Origin of the sequence: Enterococcus sp. BWB1-3 (genome assembly GCF_016745275.1) — a bacterium.
Lineage (GTDB): Bacteria > Bacillota > Bacilli > Lactobacillales > Enterococcaceae > Enterococcus_L.
The window spans coordinates 48,810-64,463 of record NZ_JADOEP010000019.1 but is presented as its reverse complement, the minus strand read 5'-3'; the positions used below and the strand labels follow the sequence as shown (position 1 = coordinate 64,463).

General features: G+C 36.7%; 11 protein-coding genes. 2 read left to right on the top strand and 9 right to left on the bottom strand.

Annotated features, from left to right (window positions below; all coding sequences use genetic code 11):
- Positions 1-64: 64 nt before the first annotated feature.
- The 8 genes from coaE to IW492_RS12895 form a co-directional block, all read right to left on the bottom strand.
- Complete coding sequence (coaE, locus tag IW492_RS12930; protein WP_202068056.1) at positions 65-661, bottom strand: dephospho-CoA kinase; 597 nt, start codon at positions 659-661, stop codon at positions 65-67.
- Complete coding sequence (mutM, locus tag IW492_RS12925) at positions 661-1,503, bottom strand: DNA-formamidopyrimidine glycosylase (protein ID WP_202068055.1); 843 nt, start codon at positions 1,501-1,503, stop codon at positions 661-663. Before mutM ends, coaE begins: the two co-directional genes overlap by 1 nt.
- Before the next feature lie 277 nt (positions 1,504-1,780).
- Complete coding sequence (gene polA / locus IW492_RS12920) at positions 1,781-4,426, bottom strand: DNA polymerase I (RefSeq protein WP_202068054.1); 2,646 nt, start codon at positions 4,424-4,426, stop codon at positions 1,781-1,783.
- Between the two features lie 375 nt (positions 4,427-4,801).
- Positions 4,802-5,524: a hypothetical protein gene (locus tag IW492_RS12915; RefSeq protein WP_202068053.1), complete on the bottom strand. Its 723-nt coding sequence runs from the start codon at positions 5,522-5,524 to the stop codon at positions 4,802-4,804.
- A gap of 21 nt (positions 5,525-5,545) precedes the next feature.
- Positions 5,546-6,457, bottom strand: coding sequence for an aldo/keto reductase (locus tag IW492_RS12910; protein ID WP_202068052.1), 912 nt, complete (start codon positions 6,455-6,457; stop codon positions 5,546-5,548).
- Positions 6,458-6,663: 206 nt separating this feature from the next.
- Entirely contained in the window at positions 6,664-8,139 is a 1,476-nt protein-coding gene (locus IW492_RS12905; RefSeq protein WP_202068051.1) for a helix-turn-helix domain-containing protein, read from the bottom strand.
- A 203-nt stretch (positions 8,140-8,342) separates the two neighbouring features.
- Positions 8,343-10,373: a heavy metal translocating P-type ATPase gene (locus IW492_RS12900; RefSeq protein WP_202068072.1), complete on the bottom strand. Its 2,031-nt coding sequence runs from the start codon at positions 10,371-10,373 to the stop codon at positions 8,343-8,345.
- Between the two features lie 189 nt (positions 10,374-10,562).
- A complete protein-coding gene (locus tag IW492_RS12895) occupies positions 10,563-11,126 on the bottom strand; it encodes a hypothetical protein (protein WP_202068050.1) in 564 nt (187 codons plus the stop codon).
- A gap of 206 nt (positions 11,127-11,332) precedes the next feature.
- Here IW492_RS12895 and IW492_RS12890 point away from each other — a divergent pair, with 206 nt between their 5' ends.
- Together IW492_RS12890 and IW492_RS12885 are read left to right on the top strand one after the other, a co-directional pair.
- A complete protein-coding gene (locus tag IW492_RS12890) occupies positions 11,333-11,950 on the top strand; it encodes a helix-turn-helix domain-containing protein (protein WP_202068049.1) in 618 nt (205 codons plus the stop codon).
- Between the two features lie 213 nt (positions 11,951-12,163).
- Positions 12,164-13,462, top strand: coding sequence for a murein hydrolase activator EnvC family protein (locus tag IW492_RS12885; protein WP_202068048.1), 1,299 nt, complete (start codon positions 12,164-12,166; stop codon positions 13,460-13,462).
- Between the two features lie 593 nt (positions 13,463-14,055).
- Here the strand turns inward: IW492_RS12885 and IW492_RS12880 are convergent.
- Complete coding sequence (locus IW492_RS12880) at positions 14,056-14,691, bottom strand: MarR family winged helix-turn-helix transcriptional regulator (protein ID WP_202068047.1); 636 nt, start codon at positions 14,689-14,691, stop codon at positions 14,056-14,058.
- Positions 14,692-15,654: the final 963 nt, after the last annotated feature.

Below are 15,654 nucleotides of genomic sequence, written 5' to 3'. Positions count from 1 at the left end.
AGTTTTTCTTAATTTCAGCCTAATTTAAAACCATAGCTCCTGGAAACGGAGTCAGACCAATTGATTAAATGAACCCTTCTTTTTCCAGCCATTCCGAAATCTGTCTTTCCAAGTCTTCAATTGTTCCCTGATTGTCAAACACAATGTCAGCCTTTTCCTTTTTTTCTTCAATCGACCATTGACTATTCACTCGTTGCAACGCCTCTTCTACTGACAATGAATCTCTTGCCATCAGCCGTTTTATCTGTTTAGCTTCAGGTATATATACAACAGCCGTTTTATCTACAAACTCCTCATATCCGTTTTCATACAGCAGCGGAATATCCGCAATGACCAAGGGATAACTTTTCTTTAGTTCATTGATTTTCCCCACAATACTTTTTTCTAAAAAGGGAGCCATCGTCTGATTTAGAAGTGCCCGCTTTTCATGGTCAGAAAAGATAAGGGTACCTAGTTTTTTTCGATTCAGCGATCCATCATTGTTTTTGATGGATTCTCCAAAAGCAGAAACAACTGCTGATAATCCCGAACTCCCAGGCTCAACCACTTCTCGTGCGATTTTGTCTGAATCTACAATTGGGAATCCTGCATTTTTAAAGACTTTCATTGCAGTTGTCTTTCCTGTAGCAATACCGCCTGTCAATCCAAGTACAAAGCTCATCAGCTTTTTCTTCCTTTCAATTTTTGACACTCAGGGCAAAAATGAGTTCCTCTTTGTGCCACTTTTATTTTTTTGATTGGGGTACCGCAGCGCATGCATGGCTCCCCTGTCTTTCCATAGGCATGTAAAGAAACTTGAAATTTCCCGGCTTCTCCCAGTGCATTCAAATAGCTTCGAATCGTCGTTCCGCCAGCTTCAACTGCTCTTCCTAAAACATCAATAATAGAGGCATATAAACGCTCAATTTCTTTCTTAGTCAAAGTATCAGCAGGCTGTTCGGGATGAATTTCCGCTTCCCAAAGTGCTTCATCTACATAGATATTTCCTAAGCCGGTAACTAGTTTTTGATCAAGCAGAAGTGGTTTAATGGCTTTATGATGTCTTTTGAGGCCTTCTCTAAACGGTGAGAATATGAATACTTCAGGAACAGGTTCAGGTCCTAAAGATAAAATTCCTTTATATTGGCTCGACTGATCCTTTTCCACAAGAACCATCCTTCCGAATTTTCTCACATCAAGGTAACGGAGCTCTGTATGATCTTCAAAAATAAAGCGGACATGTGTATGTTTTACAAGCAGATCATTTTCTGATTCATGAAACTCATATTTTCCCTCCATACGTAAATGAGAGATTAAATCATACTCTGTCAGCTTAAAAATCAGAAATTTCCCTCTACGCTCCACTCTATTTATTTTCTGTCCAATTAAGGACAGTTCAAACAGATCCTTTTCAGGCTGTTCAATGATTTTTCCCCATAAAACTTCTACAGCTCTAATTGTTTTGCCGGTAACAAGCTTTTCCAAGCCTTTTCGGACCGTTTCTACTTCTGGTAGTTCAGGCAACCTTTTCTCCTCCGTTCGAATAAATTGTATCTTAACTATCCTGCAAGTTTTATTACAGATAACTATATGGAATAAAATAGAGTGATTAAAACACTCCTTCAATAAATGTAAACTTCTTAATACTTATAACTTTACAATACCATGGATTCTCTCTCTTTTAAAGAGGAAAAATGACTGGCAAAAATTCACTCCCAGTCATTTACTATCTCCTATATTCGATTAATCAAACTTCGAAAATCATTTCATTTTTCTTTGCTTCAGTTTCTTATTTTATTGGCTACTTCGCATCATACCAGGTTTTACCCCAGCTGCTTTCTGTAATCAATGGAACCGTAAGGCTGACTGAATTTTCCATTACTTCTTTAACAAGCTCATTCAGACGATCCAGCTCGATTTCAGGCACTTCAAATACAAGCTCATCATGCACTTGTAAAAGCATCGTTGCTTCCAGCTGTTCTTCTTCCAAACGTTTTGCCATATTAATCATTGCCAGCTTAAGAATATCAGCTGCACTTCCCTGGATTGGCGTATTAATGGCTGTTCTTTCAGCGAATGAACGCAGATTGAAGTTTCGTGAATTAATATCATTCAAATAACGGCGACGGTGATACAAGGTTTCTACATATCCCTGTTCCTTTGCTTCACGAACGATCTCTTCCATATATTTTTTTACCCCTGGATATTTTTCAAAATAGGTATCAATATACTGCTGCGCCTGCTTTCTGGTAATCCCGAGATTCTGAGAAAGACCATAGTCGCTGATTCCATACACAATTCCAAAGTTTACAGCTTTTGCCTGACGACGCATATTTGGTGTCACATCTGATTCAGAGGCTAATCCAAATACCCGCATTGCCGTACTTGTATGAATATCCTGTCCTTCTAAAAAGGCTTGCTTCAGATGTTCATCACCAGAAATATGAGCCAATACTCTCAATTCAATCTGTGAATAGTCAGAAGAGAAGATCAGCCAATTTTTTTCTCTTGGAATAAACGCCTGGCGAATTTTCCGACCTTCATCCAATCGAATAGGAATATTCTGCAAATTTGGATCTACAGAGCTTAATCTCCCAGTCTGAGTCAGCGTTTGGACGTATCGTGTATGGATCTTGTCGTCCGGCTGAATGACTTTCAGAAGACCTTCAATATATGTAGACTGTATTTTTGCGATTTGGCGATAGGTTAAAATATCTTCGACGATCGGTGCCTGCTCTTTGAGCTGCTCCAGCACATCCACAGCCGTTGAATATCCGGTTTTAGTCTTTTTGATCACGGGCAGTCCCATTTTTTCAAATAGAATCACACCTAATTGCTTCGGTGAATTCAAATTAAATTCTTCACCCGCTTCTTTATAAATCGTCTGTTCAATCTGTCTTAGGCGTTCAGAAAACTCTACGCCCATTTCTCTTAACCGTTGTGCATCAACTCGAATCCCGGTAATTTCCATATCACCCAATATTTTTGACAGAGGCAGTTCCATTTTGTAAAAGAGGTCGGACTGGTTCTTCTCAATTAATTCTTGATCCAGCTTTTCAGATAGAAAATGGATGGCTTTTATCTTTCTGGCCAGATGACTAAAAAATGCTTCTTCATCTTCCGGAAGCCCTTTTTTGGCGCCTTTTCCATAGACGGCTTCATCAGAATGAATATGCTCATAGCCATAATATTGCGCAACACCAGCAATATCCGCACTGTTGTCATTTGTATCAAGAAGATAGGCTGCCAGTAAAACGTCAAAGTTTATCCCCTCAGTTTTTCCAGCATATCGGTTTAAAGCGACATATGTCCGTTTCATATCATAAACTTTCTTTTTGTACTTATCAGAAAACAGCCAGCTGGTAAAAGCTGAGCTTTCAAACAAAGCCAGCTCATTCGTGGTGTAAATGGTATTTTTTGTCCCCCATGCCACTCCAACAATTGGTGAGGTATGATAATTTTCTTCCATCATTTCAACATACAATGCCATGTCATCTGTAAACATTTCTTCAGTAAATGAATCTACTACTTTAAAATGAATATCCTCTATAGGCTGAATTTCTTCCTCAATATTCAACTTGTTTAGAAACTGTTTAAACTCCATTTCTTTATAAAAGGGAACAAGCTTGTCCAAATCTTTCCCTTCATATTTTAAACTGTCAATTTCCAGGTCAACAGGAGCATCTATTTCAATAGTTGCCAAACGTTTGGATAAAAAGGCCTGATCTTTATCATTAATCAAATTCTCTTTCATCTTGCTTTGCTTCAACTCGTCAATATGATCGTATATTCCTTCAACAGAACCATATTCCTTCAACAGCTTGATTGCTGTCTTTTCACCGATTTTTGTCACACCGGGAATATTATCTGATGTATCGCCTGCAAGACCCTTCATGTCAATAATCTGCAATGGTGTCAGACCATCATATTTTTCAGCTACAAACTCTGGGGTATAGGTTTCCATGTCACTAACACCCTTAAGAGAAATGTAAACCTTCACAGAATCAGCAGCCAGCTGGGTTAGATCCCGGTCACCGGAAAGAACCACGACATCGAACGCTTCCTTTGAAACTTTGTTCGCCAGCGTACCGATAATATCATCAGCTTCATAATTGTCCAGTTCATAATATTTTACGCCCAAACCAGTCAATAATTCCCGGATGTAAGGCATCTGCTCTTTAAATTCACCGGGAGTTTTTGATCGACCAGCCTTGTATTCAGGATATACTTCTGTTCTAAATGTTGTTTTCCCAGCATCAAAGGCAACCAGAACATGGGTCGGTTTTTCTTTAGCCATCACATTTTCAAACATGTTATTAAAACCATAGATCGCATTTGTATGTAGTCCATTTCTATTTTTGAAACGGTCTATAGAGTTATACAAAGCATAGAACGCACGAAACGCTACACTGTTGCCATCTACCAGCAATAATTTATTTTTAGCCATCTGTTTTCTCCTTCTCTTCAACTTGACTCTGTTTCATTCTAACAAACATCCTTGGATTTTGCAGTAAGAAGACAACCGCTGTTTGAGAAACTCACTAAATTTCCGTTCCATCCAAATTTTTACTCTCAAAATGAACTAACGAACCTGATAACTCCCCCATTTATTAAAGGTATAAAGACCTTTTTTCCTTATTAACAGACAAAAAAACCTTCAAGTTTTCCGGGCTTGAAGGTTTTTGAAATTAGAACAGTTTAGGAGGTCTGTTCTTTTTCGAGTTCACACAAATGAAATTATCACACTTAATTTCTTATTTGAGTTTATTCTAACCACAATTTTTGAATTTTTTATGACTGAATATTTCTTAAATTGTAAATTTTACAGGAAGACTTGGTGCATCCTGCTTAATCGCCGAGTTCTTTCGACTTCAGTTTGAAAAATTTTTTCAGGATTCAAGCGCTCTATTTCTGTTACTATTCTTTTGGAATAATCAAAAGGAAAAGCCGAACAAAAAATAATATATTTCCATACATAGAGAGGATCATCTTTAAATAATTCATATGCCTCTTTTCCTTTAAGAAAGTAGTCTTCCCTTTGCAAAGAAGGATTGTAAAATATCAGGAAACCAAGACCATCAATTAATTCTCGTGAATACTGTTTGTCCGTTAAATAATTCAGCAATACAATTCCTTCTTCTCCACTCATCTTACCAATCACTCGGCAAATTATATCTCTTGGCAAAGGGTAAGATTTTTTCAAGGACGTTTTTGCTTCTGAAATAGATTCATACTGATTGTTGCCAATTGTATTGATATATGGGATCATCAATCTTGCTGTCTTGCCGTTCCCTTTTTCCAATGCCCGACATAGTTCAAGCCGTGTATACAGCTTCTTCTCCATCATCAAACACTTAAGCAAAGCTTTTGCTGCTGTATTGTCCAAAAGACATGTTTCACCAATTAACCTGGCAGCTAATGAACGCTGTACAGGTTCAGGATCATTCAATTGTTCAATTAGTTCTTCCATACGGAAACTCTTCTCAATGAAGATATTTTCTTCAAGATAACCTCTGGAAATCAAATCATTTGATGCTGACTTCATTGACTGCTCCTTAACCGCTTCCTAGGGCAAAATATTGCCGGCAGCAAGATAAATAGCATACCAGTCTTCACGACTAAGAACAATTTTTGAGGCATCTGCAATTTCTTTGATTCTGCTGGTATTCATTGTTCCTGCAATAACTTGCATATTGGCAGGATGTCTCAAAATCCAAGCTGTCGCCAATCCGGTTGATGTGATACCATATTTGTCAGCTATTTCAACCATTTTTTCATTGAGTTCCGGGAATTTTTCATTGCCGATAAACACACCTTCAAAAAAACCATATTGATAAGGTGACCATGCTTGAATAGTCATCTCATTTAATCGGGAATAATCAAGAATACTCCCGTCGTGATCTACACTTCCTGCATCTGTCATATTCACATGGATTCCCTGGTCAACCATTCCAGTGTGCTTAATCCCAAATTGAAGCTGGTTAGCAACTAAAGGCTGAACCACAGTCTTTTTCAACAGCTCAATCTGCATCGGGTTTTGATTGCTGACACCAAAATATTTTACTTTCCCTTCTGATTCCAATTGATCAAATGCTGCTGCTACTTCTTCAGGCTCAACCAGCGTATCCGGACGATGCAGCAATAATGCATCTACATAATCAACGCCCAGACGTTTTAAACTGTCTTCTACGGAATGAATGATATGTTCTTTTGAAAAATCAAACATTCCTTTACGGATTCCACACTTTGTCTGAATAAAAATATCTTCTCTGGAAATCGTACTTTCTTTCATTGCCTTCCCAAAGATTGTTTCACATTCTCCTCCACCATAAATATCTGCATGATCAAAAAAATTGATGCCATTTTCAACTGCTGTTTCAATAATTTCCTGCGGGTGATCGGCACCGTTCATTCTCATACAGCCTAAAATAACCGCTGCAGCCTCCACACCACTATTACCAAATTGAACTTTCTTCATCAAATAGCCTCCTAAAATTTAGACATAATTGAAAAATCAGCAAACGTCGTTACCCAGCATAATCATGCGAACAAAAATAATCACTCCAGCTAATATAAACCAGCTGAATCATTGCATAATCAGTAAAAACTATATCTGGTTATCGGAAGATTTTCCAGTCACACCCTTGTATTCACTTTATTCTAACATAATTAATTGAAAGGGTTTTAATTTTTATCTTCAAGAAAATAATTTAATTGTTTTAACAGCGAATATTCATCCATTCCTGCAATGAAAATAACAGGACATTCTGATGCTTTTTTCTTAAAAATCCGATGAACTGAAGTAGTCAAAATAACATCTGCGTTCTGATATTCAGTATGAAGCCCGCCATCAATTAAACGAATGTTTTTTCTATCTGTAAAAAAATTGGCTATCTTTTTAATAAACCTTTTTTTCTGCTCTAAATTCCATTCAAGGACAAAATAAATATTCTTCCGCTTTTCCAGAATAATTGGTGAACATGCCTCTGAAAGAATAAAGAAGTATCGTAACAATAACTGGTTCCCATCAATTTTATTAAAATGATTAAACTCTTCTTTAAGAATACTTACCATATTTGTCACTCGCTCAAACGTATTTGGATAGTATTTGACCAAATCTTTTAATGCCGAAAGATCTTCATACAGAAATCCTGCATTCATCTCATAATACAAATGAAACCCAAGCAGCGATACAAAAATTTGTATGTCAATAATAAGCTCATTGTGTTCAAAGATTTTTCTTAATCCTTTTGCTCCACTGGATGCATATTTATAAACGGTTGTTTTAGCTGCTGAATTTTCGTAGACAATTTTTTCCTGTATCAATTTACCAAATGTAAATGAAAAATGTGCTTTCACATTGAGGAACAGATACATTTCTTCAACTTGGGATAATTTGAAAAAACTGTTTTTCTTTATCTGTTTTGAAAAATTTTGAAACAATTGATTTCTCAAACAATAGTTTTTTAAATCCGTTTTAAGCATTACCGGGTTTCCCGTATTCACCCTGTTCAACTGAATTTGAATTAGCAGTCTCAAATATTGTTCCTGCAAATGATTCATTTTCATTTGGAAAAAAAGTATACAGTCTTGAGTTAACTGATTTATTTGATTTTCCAGACAACAATCCTTCAACTGAATATTCTCTTGAAAAATTAGTCGATGAATTTGAAAGATAAATTCTCTGATTTGGTGTTCGCTGCCAGTCAATTCCAGTGTATGATGCTTTAATGTCAGCTGGTAGCTTTTCAGCCATTGGCGAAGCTTGGTAATTCTCTTTCTTACCAGGGCTTCACTTTCATTTAAACGTAAAGCCAGCTCTTTGATGGATATTTTGTCTGCTGTCAGAGTTTTTTCTAAAAGAAAGATTTCAGGGGTATTAAAAATAATCATTAAACGAAATTTTTCCAGATACCAAGTATTTTTCATCCTCAAAATCACTTTATCATTCTCTTGAAATTCAAGCTGAAGCCATTTGCTGAAACCATAATCTTTCATACATTGCTGTAGTCTCAATAAATACTTCTCTGCTGTTTTTGCATGAATATAAAGCTGCTCCGCTACAAATTTAGCCGAAATCGGTTCCAGTCTACTTTGAAAAAGAGTTAAGATTTCCAACATTTTTCTTGTTTCAAAGCCTAAAATTTCCTGAATTTTCATAATAGCTCTCCAAGTATTCCCATTATCTTCTACAAAACAAACTACGCATTTCTATTATTAAATTATTTTTTCATAAAAAAAGAATGGAATCAAGCTGTTTTGCAGCAATTCCATTCAAAAAATAAATAAAATCCAAAAATATGTCAGATAAATTTATTTCCAGTATATTTTAAAGTTCAAAACCAAGCATTTATTTGTGCACTTCACTCACCTTTTATACGTAAGGTCATCGCATTATATGAAACGATTACCGTACTTAAAGACATAAATATCGCTCCGACAGCTGGATTTAAAAGAATACCAATTGGTGCCAATATTCCGGCTGCCAGAGGAATAGCCAAAATATTGTAACCTGCTCCCCACCATAAATTTTGAATCATTTTTCTTCGTGTATGCCTAGCCAGATCCAAAAGCCGAAGAATGTCCAACGGATCACTGTCAATCAGAACAACATCTGCTGACTCAATTGCAACATCTGTTCCTGCACCGATTGCGACACCAATTGTTGCACGAGCAAGACTGGGTGCATCATTAATCCCATCTCCCACCATCATTACTTTATAATTGTTCTGAAGATATTTTTTCACTTGTGCTTCTTTATCCTCTGGTAAGAGCTCACTATAAAATTCAGTTATTCCCAGATAGTCCGCAACGATTTTAGCTGAAACGTTATTGTCTCCAGTCAGCATAACCGGCGTTATCTGCTGTTCTTTCAAACGACTGATGAATACCTTTGCTTCTGGTTTAACTATATCCCCCAAAGCAATTAATGCAACAAGTTGATTATCTATTAATAAATAGCTCAAGGTATTCCCCTGCTCTAAATACTTTTGCTTTTTCTGTTGATTTATCGAAAAAGAAAGATGAGCCAGCTCCTTTTCATTGACAATTTTTACTGTTTTTCCATTGACATTCCCCGTCAGACCGACTCCTGAGAGGCTCTGTAGCTTTTCTATATTGTATGGCTTTATCTTTTCTTCTTTCAGATAGTTCATGATACCAATAGCCAAGGGATGATTTGCATTGCTTTCCAATGCCCCAATATATTTCAGGCTTTCTTCACGACTATACAACTGAGAAAACAATTCTATTCCAGTAACAGTAAATTTGCCTTCGGTTAGAGTTCCCGTTTTATCCAAAAAAATATATTGTAAATCATTTGCACGTTCCAATGCGTTTCTATTCTTAATCAAAAGACCGTGTTTAGCTGAAATAGACATGGACCGGGCAACTACTAAAGGGATCGCCAATCCCAATGCATGTGGACAGGCAATAATAAATACTGTGACCATTCGTTCAAACGCTGCCGCCAAATCTCGTGCCAAAAAGAACCAGATAACAAATGCTGAAATTCCGACTGTCAATGCTACATAAAAAAGTGCTCTTGCAACTTTGTCTGACAATGATTCCAGTTTAGATTTTTCTGACTGGGCCTGAACAACGAGATTCATGACTTTCGATAAATAGCCGGATTCTCCGACTCCTACTACTTCAATTTCAATTGAGCCGCTGCCGTTAATAGATCCTCCGATGACTGTTTGACCCTCTAACTTGCTGACAAGATGAGCTTCTCCCGTTACCATTGATTCATCCACGGAGGTCTGTCCTTTGATGATTCTGCCGTCAGCTGGAATCTTATCTCCAGAACGAATAACCAAGTGATCGCCTTTTTTAACTTCAGCCAGAGGAACCTCTTCCTCCTGACCTTCAACATTCATGCGATATACAGTATCAGGTAAAAGAGCAGCCATTTCGTTGAGAGCATCCCCAGCATTGGACACTGCATTCATTTCAATCCAATGTCCCAGCAGCATGATGACAATCAGCGTTGCCAGTTCCCAAAAAAAATCCATTACATGATCTTTCGGAAATAGACGATTCATAACAAATGCATATAAACTGTAAAAATAGGAAACTGTTATCCCCATAGCAATCAGCGTCATCATTGCCGGGGCTTTTTGATGCAGTTCTGATTTGGCTTCTGTTAAAAACGGCTGTCCGCCATAAGCAAACAAAATAGTTGCCAAAATTAAAATCAGCCAGTCTGATCCTTGAAATGTAAATTGAAAATGTAAATCTATACCCATCATAGGAGATAGAAAAATGATAGGGATTGCCAAAACGAGTGATAACCAAAACTTCTTTTTAAAATCTCCCATGTGCATGGAATGGTCCATGGCTGACATATCATGTCCAGATGAATGCACATGTTGATGTTCAGCAGACTCAGTCATAACTGTATCATGCATCTTCGCATCCTGCCCTGCCACGTTCGGAGTTCCTTGTTCCAAGCTGTGATTATGATCTTCTTCCATAGCAAGTCATCCTTCCTCAAATTTTCTTTGAAAGATTTCTCTCACTTAATTAGAGGATAGCACAAGATGAATTCTCATTACACTAATAGACTTTCTCTGTTGTAAACCTTAATTTGACCTTATCGAACGAAGCTGCCAAAGTGTGTACTCTTTGAAATAGCCCAGATATTTCATTACACACCATATTGCATAATAGATTGAATGAAGTGGATTGGCAGAAGCTGATTCCATTTCTCTGTACATCAATTCTATTGATTTTCGATTAGGGGTGTATTTTTTCCTGAAACCGCCAGTCAGTGCATAAAAAATTTCAAAGCCCGGCTCCTTTTTTAATCGTGAAGGAGCTTTTTTTAATAATCTGTTCCTTTTTTTGCGTAGATTATTCAAAGCCCGTTCTTTTAATGATTCATCTTCTGCTTTTTGGATGAGCAGCTTGCAAAATCTTCTATATTCTTTTTTGACAATATGCTTATAAGCCATGCATGCCTGATTCATCCCTTTATAAAATACAGTCGCAACGAACAATTTTTGAACAGTCTCTTCATATTGCTGAGTACAGGAATCAAGGGATCGAGGATTTAAATCAGCAGCTGAGCTTGTTTGGTTCAATTCATTTATTATACGATATACTTTTTGCCTGTTTCTTTCTTCTATAATCTCTGTTCCTTTCATAGCTCCTCCTTAAAAATGAATTTATTTTGGCATTCAAAAAAACTAAATTCCAGAAACATTATCACCAATAATTGAAAATATTTCGGTAATAAAATGATATCATGATTATTATGTGAACTCAATAGAAAAATGAAGAAAAAACGGGATGAAGAGATGGAAAAAATATGGTATATTTACCTATAAAGACGTTATCGGAGGTACGATCAGTGGCAGACAACTTAATAGAAGTAGGAAATCGCATAAGAAGTATTCGTCGGAAACATAATTATTCCATGGCTTCCTTTGCAAAACTAGTTGGGAATTCAAGTGCAAGTACAGTGAATAACTGGGAAAAGGGAAATAATCTGCCAAAAACTGACAGATTGGAAAAAATCGCTATTTTAGGAAATACAACAGTAGAATGGATCAAATTCGGAGACTTTAAAAATTACGTGGAGAATTTGCTGACAGCGTCTACACCCTCTCTTAGAATCTCTGAAGAGCAGCTTGATCAATTAATTAATACATTGCATGCAAGACATATCTCTTACGGTGATGATCTGAAAATTTTAACAGAAGCAAGAACTGTGTTTCCTAAATTATTCGAACAAGCCTATCCTTATCAGCTGTCAGAAGCTCACTCTTTGATTGCAGAAAGTGAACCGGAATATCATATTGAAAGTGACAGCAACTATCGTAAACAGCTGCTGCCGCTTATTGACAAGCTTTCAAAAGAGCCTCAAAAGATGAAACTATGGGCTGCAGGTGCTGAACTTCTAATAGAAGATGATTCCAGATTTACCGACCTTTTACAAAACTATATTAATGAAAATACATCAAAATGACCATTTGAAAAAACAGCTGCCTATGTTACAATTATTTCTGGTCTTTTCTTTCTGATTAAAAATATTAAAATACAGCCTTGTTTTAATATTTTAAGGTATACTAATAATTAGAATTCATTTAGCAGATTTATGCTGTAAAAAAATAACTCATTAATAACACATTTATAAGAAAAGAATATGTAATTTTATCTATAAAGAAGTGAGGATTTAGATTTGAAAAAAAAGATTATTTTGACTCTTTCATTTGTTTTACTATTAAATGCTGCACCTGTTTCAGTTTTTGCTGAATCAATCGACAACAAAATTGAAGCAAAGAACCAAAAAATCAACGAAATCATTAACTCTCAGAAAGAAGCTTCCGACTATGCAGCTCTTCTGGAAAAAGAAATTGCTGCACTTGAAAAAGAATACTATGCTGTCTTGGCAGAGAAACAAGATACTGAACAGCAGCTTAATACAATGAACACCGAAATTGCTGCACTTGAAGTAAAGATTGAAAAGCGCAGCGAACAGCTTGAAGCACAGGCACGTGCAACTCAAGCAGGTCAGGATACATCAATGATTTCTGTTTTGTTAAATGCCACATCCATTTCTGATGCGATTTCAAAAGTTTTAGCTGTAAATACAATCGTTACTGCAAACAACGATATTATTCAAGCTCAGAAAGCAGATAAAGAGGAATTAAATCTCTTAAAGAATTCCCTCTTGGAACAGGTAAAAGTGTTGGAAGCGAAAACAGCTGAACTGGCTGAACAAGAAGATGCTCTTGCTCAAGCAAAGCTAGATCAAGAAATTAAGTTGAATGAACTTGCAGCCAGCTTGACAAAAGAAACGGCTGAAAAAAAGCAATTTGAAGAACAAAAGGCTGAAGCCGAACGAAAGAAACAAGAAGAGCTTAAAGCACTGGAAGAACGAAAGAAAAAAATGGCTGAAGCTCAAGCCTTAGCAGAACAACAAGAAAAAGAACGCCAGGCAGCAGCTCAAAAAGCCGCTGAAGAAGCTGCTGCACAAGCTGTTGCAGATAAATCAACAGCTACTGCTGCTGTTCCCGAAACAACTGGAACGACACCTTATGAAGATACAAATAATACAAACACTGATTATACAGAAACAAGCAGCGGCTGGAGAACGCCCGTTGCCAGTGTAGTTGTTACTAGCGGATATGGTTATCGTCAAGATCCAACCGGACTTTCCGGTACTTTCCATGAAGGGATTGACTTTGGCGGAAGCTCAAGTACAGTTATTATGGCTGCTGCCACAGGAACAGTTGCCTACGTAGGATATGACAGTATGTCAGGAAACTGCGTAATTATTAAGCACAGTAATGGATATTATTCAATGTATGCTCATCTTAGCAGCACAACTGTCAACCAAGGACAATCAGTAAGTATCGGACAACAAGTTGGGTATATGGGTACAACTGGAAATTCAACAGGAGTTCACTTGCACTTTGCTATCTCAACTGGACTTTGGTCTGGCTATGTAAATCCAGCTCCTTTCTTAGGTCTTTAATTAAAATAGCAAAACATACCAGAATTAGCGGGTAGGTATTCGACGGAATATCTTACCCGCTATTGTCTATTGATAGAATATAGCGAAAGTGAACGGAAGCTCAAGCATGACCTACGAACTTCAAGTCTGTATATAACCCTAAAAAAAGAGGAGATTGCCGCAGCCGCCTGTATGAGCAAGCTTCTGAAGTACATGTATTCCATAGTCTGAAATTATACAGTATACGCCAGTGTGTATACAACCTCCAGCAATTAATAAGAACAAATGCTTATGAGCAGATTATGTCACAGACCAGATAAAAATTTCAGATAGTTCCCTGATGTATCCTCTAGCCCCTATTTTTTTACATACTTGAAAAATCAAAGAGCTTTTTATTACCTCCTTGACTAACCGTAGAAAATACGATTAGAGTATTAGTATTCCTGACTCCTTAAAGATATTCCAGTCTCTGTGTGCTTCAAGGATCAGAATAAGGTGAGAACCGTAGAAGCAAAGCCCTTCGTTCCCCTAGAAAATCAAAGATTTTTACAACCTCGTTCTTCTATATTTTAACTGAGTATTTTAGCTTCTCCTAATTTTGAAGCAACTTCATCCTATTCATCTTCAATTCCTCCTGAACAATCAGGCCCAAATCTATGAGGAAATCCTCCAAATCCAGAATAACCCTGAAAGTCTCCAAGTTCTCCATCTCTTCCGTGAGGATGAAAATCTTCTATTCTCCGTTTTCCAAATCCTCTGCGATGCCCTTCAAATCCACCAAATTCAGAATGACGATATTTCCCTGAATGCATAGCATCTTCAGGAAGCTCATCCTTGATCGCCCTGGCCAGCTTTGCAATAATTGCTTCAAATTGTTCCCGTTCTTCTTGGCTAAGTAAGTCAAAAATATTTTTTTCTTCTACATTATTCATTTTTTCTGCTTCATCTGCACCAGCTTCTGTTAAGGTAATAATCATAACACGACGATCAGTTTCAGAAGGTTTTCGAGTAATAAATTCTGCTTTCTCCAGCTTTGTCAATAATTCTCCAAGTGACTGTGGTCGCATATCTAATAAATAGGTCATTTCCTTTTGACTAATTTCAGGCTGCAACTTCAAAATACTTAAAATCCTTCCTTGACCACGATGTGGATTGCCGCGTGGTCCCTCCTCTCTTCTCTTCCAAGCAAAATATCTATGCAGCAATGTTTCAAATTTCAAGTAATATTCCAATAAGTTTGAATTTTCCATTCGATTTCCTCCAGCTTCAATTAAATCCCTTTCACTATATATAAGGTACCTTTGAAACATACATTACAGGTACCTTAATAAAAAGTCAACTTCTATTTTACTCTCCAGTTTACAGAATACGGTTTATTCGGTTTTAAGGGTTCTAGATATACTAATGTCACAGGTCTCTTAGAGCTTCGTCCAGTATTCTGCTAAAACAAGTGGACACACACTGTTTAAAGGAGAGTGGGACAGAAATAAAGTTCCAAGCTCTCTTCGTATCTACCCCCAAATAAACGGCAGTACAAAAGTGGAACTGGCAATTCCACTACAAATTTTTATATAAAGAAAGCTGGCAAACGCAGCCGCTTATTCCCTATCTCCCTTTAACCTTGCAGAAATTCTTGACCGTCCAATCTTTTCGTTTTTCACTAACTCAAACATAACTCTTACCATTTCTTAATAGGAAAATGTTCTCTTAACAGACTGCTCTTATTTAACAGTAGTATAATGTGCGGACATAACATTCGAATATCTGATAGGAACTCTTCACCTTTTTTGAACAGCCAAAATATTTTTGGAAGTGACAATTCTTCTTTTTAGCTTAACACATTTTTTTATAAGTGATCCTTAAATTTTGCAGGACCATTCTTGTAATCCTGTCTAGGAAACTACTTAAATCTTTTTGGTTTATGTCTTATTCATAAAAGTAGTAACGTTATCTGTAACAAGAGTACCACCAAAAACCCCCCGTTTTCTTATCAAATTCTTAAATAACACTCATTATTCATTCATAAAAATATGCGAATTTGCATATCTTGTTCACACTAAATTATTATTTACCAGTTATACTAATTAGCATGAGGGAATATCTTGGGGAAGAGATTTTCTTAACAATGCGTAACATCATTTCCAATATGAGTCTGCTTTCTAAAGTCATTGGTAGTTAGTGCACATAGTTCTAATTTGCAGCACAGTTATTTT

Bases quoted from the DNA above. Each gene is read 5' to 3' on its own strand.
- IW492_RS12880 (WP_202068047.1), bottom strand. From the start codon at position 14,691: ATGGAAAATTCAAACTTATTGGAATATTACTTGAAATTTGAAACATTG.
- IW492_RS12915 (WP_202068053.1), bottom strand. From the start codon at position 5,524: ATGAAGTCAGCATCAAATGATTTGATTTCCAGAGGTTATCTTGAAGAA.
- coaE (WP_202068056.1), bottom strand. From the start codon at position 661: ATGAGCTTTGTACTTGGATTGACAGGCGGTATTGCTACAGGAAAGACA.
- polA (WP_202068054.1), bottom strand. From the start codon at position 4,426: ATGGCTAAAAATAAATTATTGCTGGTAGATGGCAACAGTGTAGCGTTT.
- IW492_RS12900 (WP_202068072.1), bottom strand. From the start codon at position 10,373: ATGACTGAGTCTGCTGAACATCAACATGTGCATTCATCTGGACATGAT.
- IW492_RS12910 (WP_202068052.1), bottom strand. From the start codon at position 6,457: ATGAAGAAAGTTCAATTTGGTAATAGTGGTGTGGAGGCTGCAGCGGTT.
- IW492_RS12905 (WP_202068051.1), bottom strand. From the start codon at position 8,139: ATGAAAATTCAGGAAATTTTAGGCTTTGAAACAAGAAAAATGTTGGAA.
- IW492_RS12895 (WP_202068050.1), bottom strand. From the start codon at position 11,126: ATGAAAGGAACAGAGATTATAGAAGAAAGAAACAGGCAAAAAGTATAT.